This window comes from Paraburkholderia bonniea (assembly GCF_009455625.1).
Lineage (GTDB): Bacteria > Pseudomonadota > Gammaproteobacteria > Burkholderiales > Burkholderiaceae > Paraburkholderia > Paraburkholderia bonniea.
In genome coordinates, this window is record NZ_QPEQ01000001.1 from 1,155,133 (window position 1) to 1,174,307 (window position 19,175).

The 19,175-nt window shown below is 62.1% G+C and carries 17 protein-coding genes; 5 read left to right on the forward strand and 12 right to left on the reverse strand.

Features of this window, described 5'->3' with window-relative positions; all coding sequences use genetic code 11:
- Nucleotides 1–254 precede the first annotated feature (254 nt).
- The 8 genes from GH656_RS05055 to GH656_RS18030 all read right to left on the reverse strand — a co-directional run bounded on the left by GH656_RS05055 (nucleotide 255) and on the right by GH656_RS18030 (nucleotide 8,080).
- Nucleotides 255–1,739, reverse strand: a complete 1,485-nt coding sequence (locus GH656_RS05055) for a sigma-54 dependent transcriptional regulator (RefSeq protein ID WP_246184206.1) — start codon at nucleotides 1,737–1,739, stop codon at nucleotides 255–257.
- Nucleotides 1,740–1,761: 22 nt separating this feature from the next.
- Nucleotides 1,762–3,168, reverse strand: coding sequence for a hypothetical protein (locus GH656_RS05060; protein ID WP_153076563.1), 1,407 nt, complete (start codon nucleotides 3,166–3,168; stop codon nucleotides 1,762–1,764).
- A 114-nt stretch (nucleotides 3,169–3,282) separates the two neighbouring features.
- Nucleotides 3,283–4,098 (reverse strand): peptidase C39, encoded by an 816-nt coding sequence (locus GH656_RS05065; protein ID WP_153074876.1) that lies wholly within the window; start codon nucleotides 4,096–4,098, stop codon nucleotides 3,283–3,285.
- Between the two features lie 6 nt (nucleotides 4,099–4,104).
- Complete coding sequence (locus GH656_RS05070; protein ID WP_153074877.1) at nucleotides 4,105–4,818, reverse strand: C39 family peptidase; 714 nt, start codon at nucleotides 4,816–4,818, stop codon at nucleotides 4,105–4,107.
- Nucleotides 4,819–4,899: 81 nt separating this feature from the next.
- Entirely contained in the window at nucleotides 4,900–6,291 is a 1,392-nt protein-coding gene (locus GH656_RS05075; RefSeq protein WP_153074878.1) for a hypothetical protein, read from the reverse strand.
- Nucleotides 6,292–6,317: 26 nt separating this feature from the next.
- The gene (locus tag GH656_RS05080; RefSeq protein WP_153074879.1) at nucleotides 6,318–6,950 is read right to left on the reverse strand and encodes a hypothetical protein; all 633 of its coding nucleotides are present in this window, start codon (nucleotides 6,948–6,950) and stop codon (nucleotides 6,318–6,320) included.
- The gene (locus GH656_RS05085; RefSeq protein WP_246184207.1) at nucleotides 6,947–7,444 is read right to left on the reverse strand and encodes a hypothetical protein; all 498 of its coding nucleotides are present in this window, start codon (nucleotides 7,442–7,444) and stop codon (nucleotides 6,947–6,949) included. Before GH656_RS05085 ends, GH656_RS05080 begins: the two co-directional genes overlap by 4 nt.
- Before the next feature lie 72 nt (nucleotides 7,445–7,516).
- Nucleotides 7,517–8,080 carry a hypothetical protein gene (locus GH656_RS18030; RefSeq protein WP_246184208.1) on the reverse strand — a complete coding sequence of 188 codons (564 nt, stop codon included), beginning with the start codon at nucleotides 8,078–8,080 and terminating at the stop codon, nucleotides 7,517–7,519.
- 532 nt (nucleotides 8,081–8,612) lie between these two features.
- On the opposite strand from GH656_RS18030, the gene GH656_RS05095 reads away from it, so the two are divergent.
- Both GH656_RS05095 and GH656_RS05100 read left to right on the forward strand, forming a co-directional pair.
- Nucleotides 8,613–10,007 carry a sigma-54 dependent transcriptional regulator gene (locus GH656_RS05095; protein ID WP_153074880.1) on the forward strand — a complete coding sequence of 465 codons (1,395 nt, stop codon included), beginning with the start codon at nucleotides 8,613–8,615 and terminating at the stop codon, nucleotides 10,005–10,007.
- A gap of 335 nt (nucleotides 10,008–10,342) precedes the next feature.
- Nucleotides 10,343–11,314, forward strand: a complete 972-nt coding sequence (locus GH656_RS05100) for a thymidylate synthase (RefSeq protein WP_153074881.1) — start codon at nucleotides 10,343–10,345, stop codon at nucleotides 11,312–11,314.
- Nucleotides 11,315–11,367: 53 nt separating this feature from the next.
- On the opposite strand, the gene GH656_RS05105 is transcribed toward GH656_RS05100, so the two are convergent.
- Nucleotides 11,368–11,526: a hypothetical protein gene (locus tag GH656_RS05105; protein ID WP_153074882.1), complete on the reverse strand. Its 159-nt coding sequence runs from the start codon at nucleotides 11,524–11,526 to the stop codon at nucleotides 11,368–11,370.
- Between GH656_RS05105 and GH656_RS17735 the strand changes: the two genes are divergently transcribed.
- Nucleotides 11,525–11,674, forward strand: a complete 150-nt coding sequence (locus GH656_RS17735; protein ID WP_174769697.1) for a hypothetical protein — start codon at nucleotides 11,525–11,527, stop codon at nucleotides 11,672–11,674. The two genes, GH656_RS05105 and GH656_RS17735, sit on opposite strands and share 2 nt — an antisense overlap.
- A gap of 121 nt (nucleotides 11,675–11,795) precedes the next feature.
- Nucleotides 11,796–12,296, forward strand: a complete 501-nt coding sequence (locus tag GH656_RS05110; protein ID WP_153074883.1) for an acyl-CoA thioesterase — start codon at nucleotides 11,796–11,798, stop codon at nucleotides 12,294–12,296.
- Between the two features lie 95 nt (nucleotides 12,297–12,391).
- On the opposite strand, the gene argH is transcribed toward GH656_RS05110, so the two are convergent.
- Nucleotides 12,392–13,807: an argininosuccinate lyase gene (gene argH, locus GH656_RS05115; protein WP_153074884.1), complete on the reverse strand. Its 1,416-nt coding sequence runs from the start codon at nucleotides 13,805–13,807 to the stop codon at nucleotides 12,392–12,394.
- A gap of 174 nt (nucleotides 13,808–13,981) precedes the next feature.
- Nucleotides 13,982–14,782: a helix-turn-helix transcriptional regulator gene (locus GH656_RS05120; RefSeq protein ID WP_153074885.1), complete on the reverse strand. Its 801-nt coding sequence runs from the start codon at nucleotides 14,780–14,782 to the stop codon at nucleotides 13,982–13,984.
- 258 nt (nucleotides 14,783–15,040) lie between these two features.
- On the opposite strand from GH656_RS05120, the gene GH656_RS05125 reads away from it, so the two are divergent.
- Nucleotides 15,041–15,802 carry a class I SAM-dependent methyltransferase gene (locus GH656_RS05125; RefSeq protein ID WP_153074886.1) on the forward strand — a complete coding sequence of 254 codons (762 nt, stop codon included), beginning with the start codon at nucleotides 15,041–15,043 and terminating at the stop codon, nucleotides 15,800–15,802.
- Between the two features lie 75 nt (nucleotides 15,803–15,877).
- Here GH656_RS05125 and ppc read toward each other — a convergent pair whose 3' ends face one another.
- Nucleotides 15,878–18,886, reverse strand: coding sequence for a phosphoenolpyruvate carboxylase (gene ppc / locus GH656_RS05130; RefSeq protein ID WP_246184209.1), 3,009 nt, complete (start codon nucleotides 18,884–18,886; stop codon nucleotides 15,878–15,880).
- Between the last annotated feature and the right edge of the window lie 289 nt (nucleotides 18,887–19,175).

The following is a 19,175-nucleotide window of genomic DNA, read 5'->3' on the forward strand; positions in this document are numbered from 1 at the left end:
CGCCCGTTCATTGAGCTTTGGCGCGGCTGGCGTCACTTCCGAGCGTTGACTCGCACATTAGTGAATTAGTGAACCGTAGCGCTTGGCGCTGCTCTCGGCGATCGTCCGCAGAGCATCCAGGGAATCAACGATGAGGTGCCGCCTTGTGACGGCAAGACACCATCCAGACACCTCCCGGCACGGCTGCGCCAAAGACTGCGAACAGGTTCATGGCGCATGCCTGGTACATGCATGGTGCGTGTCTGGTGCGTGTCTTAAGGCGGCCCGCTGGCCACTTCGGCATCTCGCAGGCCATGCGCGCTCATCAGCCGGTACAGCGTGACGCGTGAAATCCCCAGATCGGCGGCGGCTTCAGCCAGGCGGTGGCGGTGGCGCAGCAGCGCGGTTTCGATGGCGTGTTTCTCGGCGCTCTCACGCGCTTGCGCGAGGCTGACCGTTTGCTGCGCGGCGTATTGCGCCAGATCGAGATCGGCTGCGGCGATCAGCTTGTGCTCTGCCATCACGATGGCGCGCCGGACCCGGTTAATCAGCTCGCGCACATTGCCTGGCCACGGGTAGTTGTACAGCGCTTCAATCGCGCATGGTGTGAAGCCACGCATGCGCCGGGCGCTATCTGAGCTGAATTTGTGCAGGATGTGATGCGCCAGAATTTCAATGTCCTTGCCCCGTGCGCGCAACGGTGGCTCATCTACGCGCAGCACGCACAGGCGGTGGAACAGGTCTGCGCGAAAGGTGCCCTGGCGCATGGCGTCTTCGAGATGGATATGGGTGGCCGAAATGATCCGTACATCCACGGCGATGGATTCGTGTCCGCCCAGGCGTTCGATGCGTCCTTCCTGAAGAAAGCGCAGCAAGCTAGCCTGGCTTTCCAGCGGCAAATCCCCAATTTCATCGAGTAGCAGTGTGCCGCCATTAGCGGCTTCGACCCGGCCGATCTTGCGCTGGTTCGCGCCGGTGAACGCACCCCGCTCGTAGCCAAACAATTCGGATTGCAGTAGATGCGGCGGAATCGCGCCGCAGTTGATGGCGACAAACGGAGCTTTGCGGCGCGGCGAGCGTTCATGAATCGCTAGTGCGGTCAGCTCTTTTCCCGTGCCGGATTCACCGGAAATAAACACGCTGGCATCGGTGTTGGCAACTTTGCGGATGGTGCGGAAAAGCTGTTGCATGGCGTCGCAGGTGCCGACCATTTCGTCGTCGCCGGGTGTGCCTGGCGGTGGCGTGGCGCTGGCCAGATCGGAGGCGCTCAGCGTCGCCATGCCGACGGCGTGGCGCACGAGGTAGTCGATCATCACGTGCGCGGCGGGCAGCTTCACGTAGTCAAAGCAGTAATGCCGGATCAGACGCCGCACCTCAGCATCGGCTAGCCGCTCGGGGCTGGCCAGCGCAATCCAGCCGATTTGCTGCTGCCGCAGCAGTGCTTCGAGTGGCCCCAGTTCATGGGGGCTGAAACTTGCCATGTCGATGATGCCCGCGTAACTCATCCCAGGCGTGAGCCGCCGTCCGAGTTCGTGCGCGGTGCGCGCGAGTGCAAGCACCCAGCCGCAGCTTTGCAGATGGGCCATCAGTGTGTCGTCGGGGGTTCGCGCCGCGTAGAGCAGGGTGCGGCAGGGCTCGGGAGCGGCTGGTTGAGCGGGCTGGGTGCGTGGTGCGGGTTCGTTATCAGCATGGGCGACAGACAGGTGCAGGCGTGACTTCGCCAGCGGCGTCACGCTGGTCAGATGGGGGGGAGCGCGCACGATGGACCTCGGGACGGATGCACTAGAAGGTGTAGGGGAAGCGCACGCCGACGACGAAATTCGGTGCGTCCGGGGTGAGGCCAAGCGACACCGCGCCATTGATCGTCAGATGCTTGTTGACCACATGATTCAGGCCGAAATTGAGCACGGCAGCGGTGGTTTCGCTTCCTGGCACACCCGAGTTAGTGCCGCCGGGTGACTTGACTTTGGTTTGAGGTTCGAACGCCATCGTGTACGACACGCTGGCCGAGTCTTTATCTGAGAACGCGAGCGCTACGCCGCCGCCGATCTGGATGATGTTGCCCAGCTTCACGGTGGCGGGCTGGGTTTGACCGACAACCGATGAGATATCGGCGAACGAGCGGCCGATGTTGTAGGTGTACGAAACGCTGCCGAACAGCACTACGGGATCGTAAGTTTTCAGCGCGGACACCCCGGCAGTGATGTTCCAGAAGCCGGTTCCGGTTGGCAGCTTGTTGGGCGCGACGAGGTTGGTGTTGTCGTCCGACGCCTGCTGCACCTTGATGCCGAATGGTGAGGTGCCGGTGGGTGCCTTGATGCGCAGGCTGCCGACGATATCGGGGATGTCGCTGGTTTCCTTGATGAACTGGTAATAGACGCCAAAATTCACGTCGCCCAGCGCGTGTGAATTGACCGTCGCGTCGGACAGTGTGTTGGCCGCGCCGCCTGCGCCGCCAACGATGAAGTTGCTGCTGCGATACAGGTACGGCACATCGATATCAATGCTCATGCGCTCGGTGATGCCATAACGGGTATCCAGATCCGCCATCACCTGGTGCGACTTGGTTTGTCCCAGGTTGAGGTTGCCGAGGAAGATCGCATCCAGTGCGAGGAAGCCCGATAGTTGCAACTGGCGGCGGTCGTAGTAGGTGTCGCTGAGGCCCCAGTCGAGCGTCAGCTTGTGATCGAAGAGCGGCGCGTGTTCGCGTTGCACCACGGCTTCTTCGGCCTGGGTGCGCACGGGTTCGCTGGCTTTCTGGGTCTGGCCGATGGTGCCGTTATCGGAGCCCCCCGGCACGGATGGCGTGACAGGGACTCCCGTTGCCGTGCCGGTTGCGTCGCCGGGCGCGGGCGCGCCGGGGCTGACTTGAGCTAGTTGCAGCGGAATCGGCAAGCCGTCAGCACCTGGCTGGGCCGCGACGCTGGCATCTCCTGGCGCGCCATAACCCGGCGCGCCCCGGCCGCGCTGGTTCATCTCCAGGCTGGTGAGCTGGCGTTCGAGTGCATGGATTTGCCGTTGCTGCTCGTCGACCACACGCATGAGCGTGTCCAGACGGCTTTCGATTGACTGGCCCGACAGTGCCTGAGCCTGAACCTCTAGCGAGCAGGCCAGCAGCATGACGGCGAGCGGAATAGCCGCGCATGCGACGCGTGGCCTGCCTATAGCGAAGACAGCGATGACGTTCATCATTTTGCTTCCCCCGGTGAGTCCTGTTGCGCCCAGCCAGCGTTCTGATGCAGTGCGCAGCCGCATTGATGTGTCCTGGTTTTTATGCTGAAGCGTGGTGGCGTCTGGTGCGCCTTACCTCCTTGTGCTGGCGATGGCGTTCTGCATGGCTTGCAGCACGCTTGCCTGACGCAGCATCGTGGCCGCCACAGGCAGCGTTTGCAGGCTGAGCTGCAACTGATTGACGACGTTTTGCCGGTTGCCTGTGATCTGCAGCAGTTGTGCAATCGCGCCCGCTTGTTGTGCGCCACTCGGTGCGATGGTTTGTGTGGCCAGCCCAGCAGGTGTTTGCAGAGCTATGCTGACGCCGCCGTTGCCGAATGAAATCGAGGCTCTTAAGGTGCCTGCGGCATTGGCGGCGCTCGCATTCGGGTTGTTGTTGCCGCCTGGCAGCGAGGGCAGAGCGGCGTTGCTAAAGCTGATTTCCGCGTTGTTCAGGCCGAAGTTGCTGTCGCCTGCCACCTGCGTGATCTGTGACACGCCGTTGACGGAAATGCCCTGTGCGCCACGGGTCTGCGCTAGCGGATTCGCGCCGCTATTGCCGCTGCCATTCATCACGCTGGCCTGGGTGCTGACGCTGGCGCTGATCTGGTTCAGCGCGTTATGGCTTGCGCTAAGCGTGCCCTGAGCCGTGGCGCTTGCGCCATTCGGTAGCTGCCACTGCGATAGCAGCGTCAGCACGAAGCCTGAAATCATCGAGGCATTGGCGTACTTGCCGGTTTGCTGAGCCAGCACGTCGTCATCGACGGCTTGCCATTGCAGCGTGGAGGCCGTGTCGTGGCGCGACAGGACGCCAGGTGTGGGGTTGATATCTGCGCTCGGAGTGGCATAAGCCTGGCTGTATGTGAGCGCGCAGAACGCGAGGCCGAGAGAGGAGAGGTGGCGCTTCATGGTGTGTCAGAACAAGTCTGCCTTGATCAAGCCGAATTCGACGAAAGGGGTCGCCGCGGTGCCGTCGGCTAGCGCACGGGTGCGCAGCTTGAGTGCGAGCGACTCGTTGTTCTGCAAAAGCGGGGAGTCCTCCTTGAAAGGTTTGCCGACCACGGCAAATACCAGGCCGTTCCAGGTTTTGGCAAAGTCCCGTTCCAGCACGATGCGGTTGCCGAGTGCCGGGTCCGCGATAAAAATGCGGCCTTCTTCTGCATGCTTGACGATCACGAAGTGCTCGTAGCCGTCCATGTTCATCAGCACCATCACCGGAATCTGCAAGTGATAGAGCGCTTCGCTATTGACCCGGAAACCTCTGCCGCGCAAGCCGATGGTTTCGACGAACTTCTTCATGTCGAGCATCGAGAAGCCGTTTTTCACCACGACTTCCGGGGTGGAAAACACCATCATCCGGCGAATCAGTTCGGGTTCCGGAATATCGATGTCATAGCCGTATTTCAGGAGTGTGCCGAGCGCTGCCGAGCCACAGCTGTAGTCAAACTGCTGGCTGACGATGTGGCTGTAGCGCAGGTCTTTCATCGAGTGCAGGGTTTTGTGCAGCGGCACGCCAGCCAGGCTGTTCAAGTCGATGCCCGATTGCGCGCAAGCAGCCACACAGCTGAGACAGCAACATCCCAGCGCGATGGCTTGACGCCACGCTGGGCCTGGGTTTCTCCCGAACATGCTGGCCTCCCTCTCAGGCCAGGCGCTGGCGGCATGTGTTGCCGTCAGCGCCTGGATCTAGCTCTGGTTTTTGCTGCGTGGTTAATGGCTGACGTTCATCGAGGCGATAGCGAGGCCGTTGTGCTGCACGTTGCCTGCGCCACCGGCGATATTCACGCCGATGTTGCCGGTAGCGTTGCTCAGTGCGCCTGCACCCAGCATTGCCGTGCCTTCAAACGTACCCATGAAGTTCAGGCCTGCGGTCTGATTGTTCTGGTCGGTGGCCACCATTGCGGCATCAGAGGTGTGATGGCTTGAGACCGTTGAGGTTGCGGCGGCGAGGCTGTTGTTCTGCACGTTGCCGATACCCGAGGCGACGTTCACCCCAACGTTGCCTGAGGCGTTTTGCAGGGAGTTGTTACCCACCGAGGCATTGACGTTGAAGTTGTTGATCGACGCATTGCCGCCAGAGGTCTGCGTGCTGAAGATCTGCGCATTGCCGAACACGTTGCCCGCATCGACCGAGGCGAGTGACGCGTCGTTGCTTTGCGCATTGTTGATGCCTTCCGCGATGTTGATGCCGATGTTGCCCGAGGCTGACTGGGCTGCACCTGTGCCCGTGGTCGCCGTGAGCGTGCCAGCCTGTTGCGTGTTGATGTGCTGCGTCACGCTGCCATGCACTCGCACATCGGTGCTGCTTGAGCTTGAGTTCGCGGCCCAGGCTGCGGCAAAGCTATTGCTCTCTTGCGAGGCATGGTTCGAATAGCCGCTTGATTGCTCGCCAAAGGCGTGTCCGCCAGAACCTTGACTGGCATGGAAGCCCCACGCTACGCCTTGACCCGAGCCTTGAGAGGCCTCAAAGCCACCGGCCACCTGCGAGGCATTGCTGTAGCTAGACTCCTGATAGCCCCCGGAGAAGCCCCCTTGCGTGTGGTAGAAGCCGAAGCCGCCAAAGTAGCCGTTCAAGCCGCCATACACATAGCTGCCCCCTGCCTGGCCTCCGGCTGAGATATGGCCGCCCTGGCTTTGATGGCTGTTGCTAAAGCTCCCGGCGATGCCCGAGGCTTGCTGGCTGTAGTTGTAGCCACCACCGGCAATCGAGCTGCCCTGATTGCCATACGAGTAGCCCGACGAAGCCTGGAAGCCTTGTGAGCTAGTCGAGGACGACGAATGCGCGGCGCTGCTGAGTGCGAACACGGAGCCGCTGCTTTGCGAGGATCTGGCGCGGTTGTTGATGCTGGTGGTGACGCTGCCGGTCGAATAGCTCTGCGCATTCGGGCTAAGCGAGGCGTTCGACATCACATTCTGGGTATTGCTCACGACTGCGCCAGCGGTGCTGGAGACGCCGACGCAGCCAAACAACGTCACCCAGCCACCAATGCCCACCGCTTCACCGACAAGCGTGGCATTGAACAGGATCGGATTGATCCCGCTAGCGAAGGCGCTACCCGATGCTGCGACGAGCACAGCGGCTGCAATGAGAGTGCGTTTCATGATGTCGCTCCGATGCTGAAGGGTGGTCAGTTAAAAAGAGTGCCCGCCGGGGGACGGAGCACAAAACTGTTGGCCGTTGCGTTACCGGCTCCAGCGGTCTGGTTGATCTGCACGATTCCACTGACGTTCTTGAAGGCATCGTTGGAGATGGCTGCTTCACGTACGCCCTGAACCCTGACAGAGGGCCCCACACCACTGTTTTTCGACACCATGGCGGAGAGTTCCCCATCCCCAACGGTCTCGACTCCTGGCGCGGCAGTGCCGATCTGCACACTGTTGCGCTGAAGATTGCCCGCGCCTGCAGACTGGTTCACCAGAACCGCTCCAGACGTATTCGAAAAGGCGTTGCCTGAAATCACCGCGCTGGCGCGTGGCACGCGAGCGGCACCGCTGCTGCGTTGCGCGCTGGCGTTGTCGTTGAACGTTGCCGTGGCGGTGGTGAGCGTGACCTGATTGGCCTGGGCGTTATTCAGGCCTGCGGTCTGATTCACCGCCAGCACGCCGCGCGCACCGTTAGCCACGCCGGTGGCGATGTCGGCCTGGCCATCGACGCTTGGCACACGCTGTGCGCTGGCGCTGGCAGCGCACAGGCTGGCTAGCCAGATGGCGCTGACGCCCAACTGGCGACGCCATGCGTGGGGCGCGCGGCGCGGGCTCATCTCACACCTCCGAGCGCGCCGCCCAATGCACCCGATAACGGCGCGAGCGCGCCCGTCACCGAGGACGAAATCGTGCTGCCCAGCCCGCCACCGCCGCTGGCACCGACCCCTTGAGCGACGTTGCCGCCACTCGCGGAGCCGCTGAGCAAACGTGTGACCGCTTGCAGCCCGGTGTTGCCCAGCGCGCCACCTGGCGTGATGCCATTCGAACCGTGCGCATTGGTCAGGTCGGTATCCGAAACCAGCGTGGCGATCGCCGGATCAAACGTATTCGCCGGAAAAGTCGTGGCCCGCACGGCAACGGGGTCCTGATCCTTGGGCACTGGGCGGTACGCGATACGCGGCGTGATCTGGCGCTCGACGATGATGTCGCCCGGATTGGTCACCTGTTGCGCGCTGGCGAACCCCGCCGCGCTGAGAGCAAGCACCCCTAGCAAGCGCGCCCAAAGCGGGGTGAGGGCCTGGCGGTAAGCGGTGCAGCGAAGCGTTTTCATCTTTATTCCCCAGTGGCGGGCCCGAGTGCGGCACCTCGGCCTTGAGCTCGGACTCGCGTCATTCGGTATGACTTACTTTCTTTGGTAGCTGGTGAGATTGCTTTGAGTCGAGCGGGTGGCGGCGTCTACCGGAACCGGTAGCGGCATAGGCGGGGCCATTTCGTCCCATAAGGTGATGCTGTTACTGGTGCTGGTGCTATTGCTGCGCATCAGCTGTGGCGTCGCGGCGATCATCAACTGGCCGACCGCACCGCCGCGCTGCGCCGACAGCATCTGGTCGTCCAGTGCAGCGCCAGTGCTGGTGGTGCCAGGCGTCAGGTTCAGCACGGCAGCGATGAGCCCGGTGCTTTCTGCGGCGGGTGCTGGGTCTGCGGGTGCAGCATTGGCATCAGCAGACGAGTGGGCTGCTTCGGGCATGCCTCGAACGAGTAACGCTGATGGCGCTGGCATGACGAAGGGCGTGGGGGCGAGGTCGGCATGGCTGAGCAGCACGGTGCTGGCCGCTTCGATGGCGCTGGTCTCTTGAGCATGGAGCCCGCCAGACAGTGCGCCGCATGCCAGCGCTACGCTGAGCCAGGTGCCTGGCCAGACGGTGACGCTGAAACTGCGCCAGTGAATCTCGAAAGTGAGGGGCATGAAGTGTCTCCGTGGTGCAAGGCATTTAGCGAAAGCTGTGCCAGGAGACGCAATCCATTGCTACGACTGGGGTTGCCGCAATTCATCAAAGGCATACAAGCGTAAATCGAAGAAAAATGATTCACGGCTGTAACGGGGTATAAAAATTCAGCCCAAAGTGGCTAGCGCTCTGGCAGATAAATCTAGAGAAAATGGCATAAAAATATTGCGCAAACGTTTTACACGGATGTTTCTGTTCAATTAAAACAATAATCGCCCTGATTAATCAGGGTTTATGCCGAGGCTTTTAGATATTTATTTTTCGCCCTGCGCCCATGTAGTAAGCTCGCTCAAAATAGCGGCAACGAAAACCATGATTCATGGCAGAGACTTTGAATCGCACGCCATATTGACGGGGTTTCACAAAGCGCATGGGCTTGAATAATTGTCTGAAATAATCCTGAAAGAAATGGCCTGATAATTTATTCGGGGTGGATTTTTTCAGATCAGGCGGATTATTCCTGCTATGTGTTGACGAGAGAGGACGTGAATAATGGAACTCGCAACGCGGCAATTGATTTATGTCTCCCGCCATCCTTGTGCCGAACTGTATAACCGGTTTCATCAGCGCGGCTGGCAGGTTGAAGTGGCCGCTTCGGCGCGCGAGGCTAGCCGCGCCGCGCGCGACCGGGGCGCTACCGGTGGGCTGCTGGATCTGTCGAGCGCTTTTCCGGCCCATGAAATTGCGGCTTTCGAAGCGCCTCTCACGTTGCCGCATGTCGGTTGGGTGGCCACTGCCACGGCGGGCCAGCTTGGCGATAGCGGGCTACGGCGGCTGGTGCGCGACTACTGTTTCGATTACGTCACGGTGCCGTCTTCTGGCGAACGGATCGTCGATTCAGTGGGACACGCATTTGGCATGGCAGTGCTGGCCGATCCGCTGGCCAGCCAAGGCCAGATGGCGCGGAGCGAAGGCGAAATGGTGGGCTCGTGCGAACCGATGCTGCAGTTGTTCCGGCTGATTCGCAAGGTTGCGCTGACCGATGCCCCGGTGTTTATCTCAGGTGAATCCGGCACTGGAAAAGAATTGACCGCAGTAGCGATTCACGAGCGCTCGATACGGCGGCAGGCACCGTTCGTGGCGATCAACTGCGGTGCGATTCCACCGCATCTGCTGCAGTCCGAATTGTTTGGCTACGAGCGTGGTGCGTTTACCGGCGCGAACCAGCGCAAGATCGGCCGGATTGAAGCGGCCCACGGCGGCACGTTGTTTCTCGATGAGATTGGCGATCTAGCGCTTGAAAGTCAGGCCAGCCTGTTGCGTTTTTTGCAGGAAAGCAAAGTGGAGCGGCTAGGTGGCCATGGCTCGGTTGATGTCGATGTGCGGATTATTTCTGCGACTCACGTCGATTTGCAGGCGGCGATGAGAGACGGGCGTTTCCGGCCTGACCTGTATCACCGCCTGTGCGTGCTGCAGCTTGATGAGCCGCCGTTGCGCGCGCGGGGCAAGGATATCGAGTTGCTGGCGCGGCATATGCTCGAGCGTTTCAGGAAAGACACCAGCCGCCGCGTGCGCGGCTTTACCCCCGATGCGATTGCGGCGCTGCATAACTACCCATGGCCTGGCAATGTCCGTGAGCTGATTAACCGCGTGCGGCGGGCGCTGGTGATGTCGGACACACGTGCGTTGAGCGCGGCCGATCTGGAATTGGCTGATTACGTGGCGACGCAGCCAGTTTCGCTGGCCCAGGCGCGCGAAGCCGCCGAGCGGCAGGCGATTGAGCGTGCGCTGCTGCGGCATCGCGGACGCTTTAGCGAGGCCGCGTCCGAGCTGGGCATTTCGCGCGTGACGCTGTACCGGCTGCTGTGCGCGCATGGCATGCGCCAGGACGAGGGCGCACCGCCTGAGCTTCGTGATTTGCCGGCTGGCGTGGCGTTGCAGCTTTAGCGTCTGGTGTGGCTTGGCTTGGTGTAGTCGATGTGGCCCGGCTTGGCTTGGCTCGGTCCGGTGTGGTCCGGCTTGGCTCGACGCGGTCCGGTGTGGCTCGGTGCGGTCCGGTGTGGCTCGGTGCGGTCCGGCATGCGGCGGCCGGGTGGGCCGCGCTGCCCGGTGTGGCCCGTGGCGCTGGCAACCTGGCCGGAGGCCGTTGCACACTGCATGAGCACCACCCTGAACGGCCAAGCCCATGACCACCCCGGCGATGGGCTGCCTTGCTTGCTAGAATCGCGGATTGTTGTTCAATTGCCGCTGGCGCGGCTATGCGCCTGGCTGAAGGAATCCGCATGAAACAGTACCTCGACCTCGTTCGCACGATTCTTGAGACCGGCACCTGGCAGGAAAACCGCACTGGAATTCGCACCATCAGCATGCCAGGCGCGATGCTGCGCTTCGATCTGCAACAAGGCTTTCCGGCGGTAACCACAAAAAAACTCGCGTTTAAATCGGCTATTGGTGAGCTGGTCGGGTTTTTGCGCGCATCGCGCAGTGCGGCGGAGTTTCGCGCGCTGGGCTGCAAGGTGTGGGACGCCAACGCCAACGCTAATCCTCAGTGGCTGGCCAATCCATACCGTGCTGGCCCGGACGATCTCGGTGACGTATATGGCGTGCAATGGCGTCAATGGCCCGCATACAAGGTGCTGGATGCCAGTGCCAGCGCCCAGCTGGCGGATGCCACCGCGCGCGGTTTCCAGTTCATCACTGAGTTTGACGAAGGCGGCGAGCGCAAGGTCTTGCTCTATAAAGCGATCGACCAGTTGCGGCAATGCCTCGACACGATCATGCAAAACCCAGCCGACCGGCGCATTTTGTTTCATGCATGGAATCCGGCTGTGCTCGACCAGATCGCGTTGCCTGCCTGTCATTTGCTGTATCAGTTCCTGCCGAATGTGGCGCGGCGTGAGATCTCGCTATGCCTTTACATTCGCAGCAACGACGTCGGGCTTGGCACGCCGTTCAACCTGACCGAAGGCGCGGCGTTGCTGCAACTGGTCGGACGCTTGACGGGCTATACCCCGCGCTGGTTCACGTATTTCATCGGCGACGCCCACATTTATGAAAACCAGCTTGAGATGTTGCAACAGCAATTGACGCGCGAGCCGTTTGACAGCCCGCGTTGCGTGATTGCCGAGCGGGTGCCGGATTACGCGCAAACCGGGGTGTACGAACCGCAATGGCTGGAGCAAATCGAACCGTCGGATTTCTCACTCACCGGATACCAGCACCATGCGCCGCTGAGCGCGCCGATGGCGGTATGAACTAGCGCGTGACGCGTTGCTGTGAGGCAGATCCAGAGCCCTCGCCATGCAGATCAATCAGGCATGGCGAGGGCTTTTTCATGGCTGGGCCCAGGTACGCTGATGTTGATGTTGTCTTCGTCATCGTGGCGCATTGCATTGCATTGCATCGCTTGCAGGCGCACTGGTTTTTTCACGTGGTTCACGTGCAGGTTCTTCAGGAGTTTTTTCATGAAACAACGGATTGCGCTGGTGCTGCTCGCGTTGCTGTGCAGCGCCTGTGTGTCAGGGGGGAATGCGGCGAATTCGGGCCGCTCGGGCTCGAGTGGCATCACGATGTACGGCACGATCGACGAAGGCGTGACCTGGCGCAGCAAATAACGCGCGTGGCTGTGAACGCGCGTAGCGATGAGGTCTCGGCTGCCGCGTCTGGCTCCGCGCATGACTTTATAATCGGCCGCTTTTGTGAAATGAAGTCTGTCTGACTGGAGCTGGAATCAACATGAATCTTCCCACCATAGCGGCGCTGGACCGCTCCGCGACCACCTTTCGTTTTCTGGCTGAGCCTAGCTCGGTCAATTTTGGCGGCAAGGTGCATGGCGGCGCGCTGATGAAGTGGATCGACGAGACCGCCTATGCGTGCGCCGCAGTCTGGTCGGGGCGCTATTGCGTGACCGTCAGCGTGGGCAATATCCGTTTTCGCCGTCCCATTCTGGTGGGCAATCTGGTCGAACTCCGAGCCCGTATCGTGACCACCGGGCGCACCAGCATGCATATCCATGTGTCGGTGCATGCGGGGGATCCCAAAGGCGGTGAGCTATTGCAAACCACCGACTGTCTCGTCGTGATGGTGGCGGTCAATGAGAATGGGCACCCGGTGCAAGTGCCTTCATTCGTGCCGGAAACCGATGAGCAAAAGAGCCTCGCCCGGTACGCGATGGATGTGAAGGCCGCACTCGATGCGATTGTTGAGTTGAAGCCTGAAGAAGTGGCGAAAGCGTAGGGGGTTTAAGTCACCCGGCAGGCGATGCTTCGCGGCCGGTGCAGCGCTGCTGGAGGCAATGTGCGTTCGCGCAATCGCTCCAGCAGCGCTTTGTTTCACGCCTGGTGTGGCAGTGCCGCGCGTGCTGCGCGCGCGGCGGCCAGCACCTGCTCCGGGGCGGTGCCGCCCGGGTGGTTGCGGCTGGCCACTGAGCCTTCTAGCGTCAGATACTCAAACACATCCTCACCAATCAGATGCGCGACGTTCGGCAATTCAGCGCGCATTTGCTCCAGCGTCAAATCGGCCAGATCGCATTGACGGTCGACGCAAATCCGCACCGCTCGCGCCACGGCTTCGTGCGCATCACGAAACGCCAGTCCGCGCTTGACCAGATAATCCGCCAGATCCGTCGCAGTCGAAAAACCTTGCAGCGCGGCTGAACGCATCGCGTCTGACTTGACTGTGATGCCTGATACCAGTTCGGCAAAAATCCGCAGCGTGTCGGTGACGGTATCGACCGTATCGAACAGCGGTTCCTTGTCTTCCTGGTTGTCCTTGTTGTAGGCCAGTGGCTGGCCTTTCATCAGCGTGAGCAGTGCCATCAAATGACCGTTGACCCGCCCGGTCTTGCCTCGCGCCAGTTCCGGCACGTCCGGATTTTTCTTCTGCGGCATGATCGACGAGCCGGTGCAAAAGCGGTCGGCCAGATCAATGAAGCCGACCCGCGGGCTCATCCACAACACCAGTTCTTCTGCCAGACGCGACACGTGTGTCATCACGAGCGCAGCGGCGGCGGTGAATTCGATGGCGAAATCCCGGTCCGACACCGCATCCAGCGAGTTCGCGCAGATCCCGTCAAAACCCAGCGTGCGTGCCACCGCTGCGCGGTCGATGGGGTAGCTGGTGCCCGCTAGCGCTGCCGCGCCAAGCGGCAGGCGGTTCACCCGGGTGCGGCAGTCGCGCATGCGTTCAGCGTCGCGCGCGAACATCTCGACGTAGGCCAGCAGATGGTGGCCAAAGGTCACTGGCTGTGCCACTTGCAAATGCGTGAAGCCCGGCATGATGGTCGCGGCGTGTTGTTCCGCGAGGTCGATCAGCGCGGCGCGCAGTGCGTTGAGCAGTGCGCTGGTCTGGTCAATCTCGCCGCGCAGCCACAGGCGGATATCAGTGGCGACCTGGTCATTGCGCGAACGGCCGGTGTGCAGCCGCTTACCCGCATCGCCGATCAGTGCGGTCAGACGGGCCTCGATATTCAGATGAACGTCTTCTAAATCAAGCTGCCAGTCGAATTCGCCCCGTTCAATTTCGCCACGGATCTGCGCCATGCCTTGCTGGATCGCGGCGAGATCGGCCGCGCCGATGATGCCTTGGGCCGCGAGCATGGCGGCGTGCGCCAGCGAGCCTTCGATATCGACTAGCCCGAGGCGTTTGTCGAAGAACACCGACGACGTATAGCGTTTGACCAGATCGGACATCGGTTCGGAGAAACGGGCCGACCAGGCCTCGCCTTTTTTATGCAGTTGGGACGTCATGTTGTTGGGCCGTAAGCGTGCAGTGGAGGGGCTGGGCAGCAGACAAACGCCTCAGCCGGATGGAAGGCGCGGATTTTACCATCGGGGCACAGCGCTGTTGAGGCCCGGAATGCGCTCGCTGGATGCCAGCCTGGGCGCTGGGCGGGCGTGCGGAAGTGATGAAGCTGCCGCGTGCTAGCGGCGCACCAGCAGCACCAGCTTCAGGTCTTCGCGCTGAGCGGGCTTGAAGGTGATCTGGTCATACACCAGCCGGCCGTGTTGCGGATGCTGGAATTCGCGCTGCCCCCCTTCGCGCTCGCCGACGTCTTGCGATGCCCAGAAGCGGGTAAACGCCTCACTGGTGCTGCTCAAGGTGTCGATCAGATTGCGCGTGGGGGCGTCGTTCAGATGGCGGATGGTGTCGGCGCGAAACTCCGCGACCAGACGCCGCGCTCGGGTATCCCAGTCGACGATCAGTTCGCGGGCAGCGGGCTCGGTGAAGGTGAAGCTCAGCAAGTTGCGGTTGTGCGTGCCATCAAGCCAGCCGACGAAGAGCGCGGCGGCGGCGGGATTCCACGCCAGCGCGTTCCATTGCCGGTCGAGCACATATGCCGGGGCGGCCACCAGTTGCACGGTTTCGAGCAGCGCGGCGGGGGCGTCGGTGGCGGCCGGGTCGGGCTCAGCCGGGTCGCGTTGTGCGGCGAGTTCGAACAGATAGGCGCGTTCGGCGCGCGAGAGTTGCAGCGCCACGGCGATCCGCGCCAGGGCATCGGCAGAGGCGGATACCGGCCGGCCTTGTTCGATCCAGGTGTACCAGGTGGGACTGACGCCGCACAACTGCGCGACTTCTTCGCGGCGCAAGCCGGGCGTGCGGCGGCGCGGCCCGGGTGGCAGCCCAAGCGCTTGCGGCGAAAGCCGCTCGCGATGGGCCCGGATGAATTCGCCAAGCGCATGCGCGGGCGTGGTGGTGGCGGGAGCAGGGGGCGGGAGCGTCATGAAGGGCACCGGGTGTTTTAGATACCAGAATAATCACTTGCCTTGTACCGGTACAAGGCGGGCTCTATTGTAGCGACTGGCCGCGCTTTAGCGTGGCCCGAGCGCACTGGTGCATGTGCCGTGCATGCGTGCTGCATGAGCGGCTGATACGGAGTTCATGCGTGGTTTCAGTTCATGCGGCTTGGGCCGTGCATCAAGTTCAGGGCCCGCTATGCGGCAATGCGGGCGATTACACAAGACAAGGAAAGAGGCGTTCCGATGAAACATCACGATCAGGTGGCCGATGCGTTTGGCGCGACGGCCGCCGCTTATTTGACAAGCCAGGTCCATGCCACCGGTGCGGATTTGCGCACCCTGGCCGAGACGATTGCCGCAACGCCAGGCGCGGCGGTGCTGGACCTGGGATGTGGCGCGGGTCACGCGAGTTTTGCCGTGGCACCGCACGCGGCTTCCGTGGTGGCGTATGACATCGCTGCACCGATGCTGGCGACAGTCGCTGCCGCGGCGCTTGAGCGTGGCCTGGACAACATTCGCACCCAACAAGGGGCGGCAGAGGATTTGCCGTTTGCGGCGGCTGCATTCGACTGGGTGATTAGCCGGATGAGCGCGCATCACTGGCGCGACGTCGCGGCTGCGCTGGCGCAAGTGCGCAGGGTGCTTAAACCGGGCGGGCGGGTGCTGTTTGTCGATATCGCGGGCAATGACGACCCGCTGCTCGATACGCATTTGCAGGCGGTCGAGGTGTTGCGCGATGGCTCGCATATCCGCAATTACCACCCGGACGAATGGCTCGCGTTGTTTGCGGGCGCGGGCTTTGAAGCGGTGGTGCGGGAGCGCTGGCGTTTGCCGCTCGAATTCGCCAGTTGGGTCGCGCGGATGCGCACTTCAGCGCCGCGTGTGGCGGCGATCCGTGCGCTGTGGGCCGAGGCCCCTGATGAAGTACGGCACTACTACGCGGTGCAGCAAGACGGCTCGTTCGAACTGGATGTGTTGATGCTTGAAGCGCATTTGGGTGGGTAATAAACACACCGGCCACGCTTGGGATTCTGCGGCGCGTGGCCGGTGGTGTTTATGGTGCTGTGGCTATTAGCCCGGTTAGCCCGTGTTGCGCAAGCCCGCCGCGATGCCGTTGATCGTCAGATGAATACCGCGCTCTAACCGTGGGTTACGTTCTCCCGCACGGTGGCGTTTGAGCAGTTCCACTTGCAGGTGATTCAGCGGATCGAGATACGGAAAGCGGTTTTTGATCGAACGTGCCAGCAATGGGTTATCGGCCAGCCGCTCGTTTTTACCGGTGATGTCAGAGAGCGCCTGCGAGGTGCGCTCCCATTCCGCGACGATGCGGCCAAACACGTGCTGCCGCAGCTTTTTGTCCGGAACCAGTTGGGCGTAGCGCGAGGCCACGGCCAGATCGGTTTTGGCCAGCACCATATCCATGTTCGAAAGCAGGTTCGAGAAAAACGGCCAGGTCTTGTGCATCTTTTTTAGTTGCGCCAGGCGTTTTGCCCGGCTGGCGGCGTCGGGGGCGCTTTCCAGATGCGCTGCGATGGCGCTGCCAAAGCCATACCAGCCCGTCAACAGCAAACGGCACTGGCCCCACGAAAAGCCCCATGGAATCGCCCGCAGATCTTCGATGCGGCGCTGCTTCGGGTCTTGCAGCTTGCGTGAGGCGGGACGGCTGCCGATGTTCAGCTCAGCGATCTCCACGATGGGCGTGGCGGCGAAAAAGTAATCGGTGAACCCAGGGGTGTCGTACACCAGCGCGCGGTAGGCTGCCATCGCGCTATCCGACAACTGCTGCATGGTGGCTTCGAAGGCGGGCAGTTGCGCGGGCGTGTTGTCGCGCGGCAGCAGCGAGGCTTCGAGCGTTGCTGCGACCACGGTTTCGAGGTTGCGCCGGCCAATCTCCGGGTTGCCGAATTTGCTGGCAATCACTTCGCCTTGCTCGGTCAGGCGGATCTGGCCATCGACGGTGCCTGGCGGCTGCGACAAGATCGCCTGCCAGGTCGGACCACCGCCGCGTCCGACGGTGCCGCCCCGGCCATGAAACAGCCGGAGCGTGACGCCATGCCGCTTAAACAGCGACACCAGCGCGAGTTCGGCGCGATACAACTCCCAGTTCGAGGTGAGAAAGCCGCCGTCCTTGTTGCTATCCGAATAGCCCAGCATCACTTCCTGTTCGCTGCCCTGGGCTTCGATCAAGGCTTTCATACCGGGCAGCGCCATTAGTTCGCCCATGATGCGTTGCGAGTTGCGCAAGTCAGGGATCGTTTCGAAGAGCGGAATCACCATCAGGCCAGTGCGCGCCGGGTCGTGCGGGTTGCCGAGGCGGCCTTGCAGGAGCCCGGTTTCTTTTTGCAGCAGCATCACTTCGAGCAGGTCGCTCACGGTTTCGGTATGCGAAATGATGTAGTTGCGCACCGCCCGTTCGCCAAACTGCGCGCGTGTCAGACGCGCCTCTTCAAGGATGCCCAGCTCGCTTTGCGCCAGCGCCGAATAGCTGGCGTAGGGCGAGCGCAATGGCCGCGCCTGCGCCAGCTCGGCCAGCAGCAGGCGCTGCTTGCTGGCTTCATCGAGCGCGGCATAGGCGTTTTCGACCCCGGCGCGCTGGAGCAGCTCAGCAATCACGGCTTCGTGGATATCCGAGCTTTGGCGCAAGTCGATGCTGGCCAGATGGAAGCCGAAGACTTCGGCGGCGCGCACCAGCGGCGCGAGGCGCGGGGAGGCGAGAGACGCACCATGATGCGCGGCGAGCGAATCAACCAGCACTTGCAGATCGTTGGCGAATGCGTTGGCATCGGCGTAGGGTTCGGCCGCATGCGGCACGCCGAGCGTGACGATTGCGCTGGCTCCGAGGCGCTCGCGGGCGCTGGCAGCGAGGCGGGCATAGACCCCAATCAGCGCGCGCCGGTATGGCTCGTCGACACGGTGCGGCGAGGTGTCGGGCGAGGCCTCCGCGAGCGCCTTGAGCGCGCTGCTGGCACCTGCCAGCAGGTTCGATACCGAGAGTTCCGCGCCGAGCTTGTGCACCTGCGCCAGATAGTGTTCGAAGATCACCGTCGCCTGGCGTGTGATGGCGAGCTTGAGCGTGGCGGCGCTGACGTTCGGATTGCCGTCGCGGTCGCCGCCGATCCAGCTACCCATCTGCAGAAACGGCGGCAGCCGGGTGGCTGGGCCGTGTTGCCCGTGCGGCCCGTGCTGTTCGTGCTGCGCCAGGGTGGTTTCGATGCCCGCATAGAGCGCGGGGATTTCAGCGAGAAACGTCACGCGGTAATACGACAGCGCGTTTTCGATTTCATCGTCGACCGTGAGACGCGCATCGCGCAGCATGCGGGTTTGCCAGAGCGAGGTGACGCGGGCTCGCAGCATGGTTTCGTTATGAGCGCGCTCAGTGGCGGTGAGGGGCTGGTCGCGTTCGGCTAGCAGGCGCGCGATATCGTGCTGCGCATCAAGAATGCTTTTGCGCTGGACTTCGGTCGGATGCGCGGTTAGCACCGGTACGATCAGCGCGGCATCGAAGAATTTTTTCAGCGCGGCAGGGGTGGCTGCGGAGGCTCCGCTGGCATGCTGCAGACGCTCCAGCGCATAGCCGATGGTGCCCGGCTGCGAGGCAGAACCGGCCAGCGCGTGAATCCGGTGACGGCGGTTGCGATGACGATCTTCGGCGATGTTTGCCAGATGCGAGAAATAGCTGAAGGCTCGTACCACGCTGACGGTCTGCTCCGGGCTCAGCGAGCGCAGCTTTTTTTCGAGCGTGAGCGCGGCGGCGCTATCGTCTTCGCGGCGAAAGCGCACCGCAGTCTGGCGGATCGTTTCGACAACCTGATAAACCGCATCGCCTTCTTGCTCACGCACCACGTCGCCTAGCAGACGGCCGAGATAACGGATGTCCTGGAATAGCGGCTGGTCTTTGTCGTCGCGGGTACGGCTGGGGGCGGAGGTGACTTTGGTGGCGGGCGCGATGGCCGCAGTTGCCGCAGTGGCTTGAGGCGCGGTGGCGGTAGTTTTCGCTAAGGGGGCGGAGGAGGGGGTTCTGGGTTGGGCGGCGGCAGGAGCCGCTGCGGCAGCACGGCGGGCAGGGCGCGCCGGTCGGGAAGACGTCACGATGAATTTCCTCAGGAAAGCCAGAGCAGATTGATGGATGGACTGCTGTTACGTGAGACGTGAAACCAGGTGCTTTTTTATATCTGCCCTATCTGCCGCGAAGTGCAGACGGACTGCGTAAGGCGTGTGCGGTACAGCGAAGGCTTGATGCGTGCGCATGCGGTAGAACGGGGTACGGTGCTTTCAGCTAATGCCTGGTACTGGATGTTGCTTTGTGTTGTCTCGGGTTGTCTCTCGTTGTTTCGCGGCCGCCTGATGCGGTGCAGCGAAGCTTCCGGGCGCAGCAAAA

Excerpts from the sequence above, each read along its gene's own strand:
- GH656_RS05060 (WP_153076563.1), bottom strand. The coding sequence starts at position 3,168 with ATGAACGTCATCGCTGTCTTCGCTATAGGCAGGCCACGCGTCGCATGC.
- GH656_RS05065 (WP_153074876.1), bottom strand. The coding sequence starts at position 4,098 with ATGAAGCGCCACCTCTCCTCTCTCGGCCTCGCGTTCTGCGCGCTCACA.
- GH656_RS05070 (WP_153074877.1), bottom strand. The coding sequence starts at position 4,818 with ATGTTCGGGAGAAACCCAGGCCCAGCGTGGCGTCAAGCCATCGCGCTG.
- GH656_RS05075 (WP_153074878.1), bottom strand. The coding sequence starts at position 6,291 with ATGAAACGCACTCTCATTGCAGCCGCTGTGCTCGTCGCAGCATCGGGT.
- GH656_RS05080 (WP_153074879.1), bottom strand. The coding sequence starts at position 6,950 with ATGAGCCCGCGCCGCGCGCCCCACGCATGGCGTCGCCAGTTGGGCGTC.
- GH656_RS05085 (WP_246184207.1), bottom strand. The coding sequence starts at position 7,444 with ATGAAAACGCTTCGCTGCACCGCTTACCGCCAGGCCCTCACCCCGCTT.
- GH656_RS18030 (WP_246184208.1), bottom strand. The coding sequence starts at position 8,080 with ATGCCCCTCACTTTCGAGATTCACTGGCGCAGTTTCAGCGTCACCGTC.
- GH656_RS05095 (WP_153074880.1), top strand. The coding sequence starts at position 8,613 with ATGGAACTCGCAACGCGGCAATTGATTTATGTCTCCCGCCATCCTTGT.
- GH656_RS05100 (WP_153074881.1), top strand. The coding sequence starts at position 10,343 with ATGAAACAGTACCTCGACCTCGTTCGCACGATTCTTGAGACCGGCACC.
- GH656_RS17735 (WP_174769697.1), top strand. The coding sequence starts at position 11,525 with ATGAAACAACGGATTGCGCTGGTGCTGCTCGCGTTGCTGTGCAGCGCC.
- GH656_RS05105 (WP_153074882.1), bottom strand. The coding sequence starts at position 11,526 with ATGAAAAAACTCCTGAAGAACCTGCACGTGAACCACGTGAAAAAACCA.
- GH656_RS05110 (WP_153074883.1), top strand. The coding sequence starts at position 11,796 with ATGAATCTTCCCACCATAGCGGCGCTGGACCGCTCCGCGACCACCTTT.
- argH (WP_153074884.1), bottom strand. The coding sequence starts at position 13,807 with ATGACGTCCCAACTGCATAAAAAAGGCGAGGCCTGGTCGGCCCGTTTC.
- GH656_RS05120 (WP_153074885.1), bottom strand. The coding sequence starts at position 14,782 with ATGACGCTCCCGCCCCCTGCTCCCGCCACCACCACGCCCGCGCATGCG.
- GH656_RS05125 (WP_153074886.1), top strand. The coding sequence starts at position 15,041 with ATGAAACATCACGATCAGGTGGCCGATGCGTTTGGCGCGACGGCCGCC.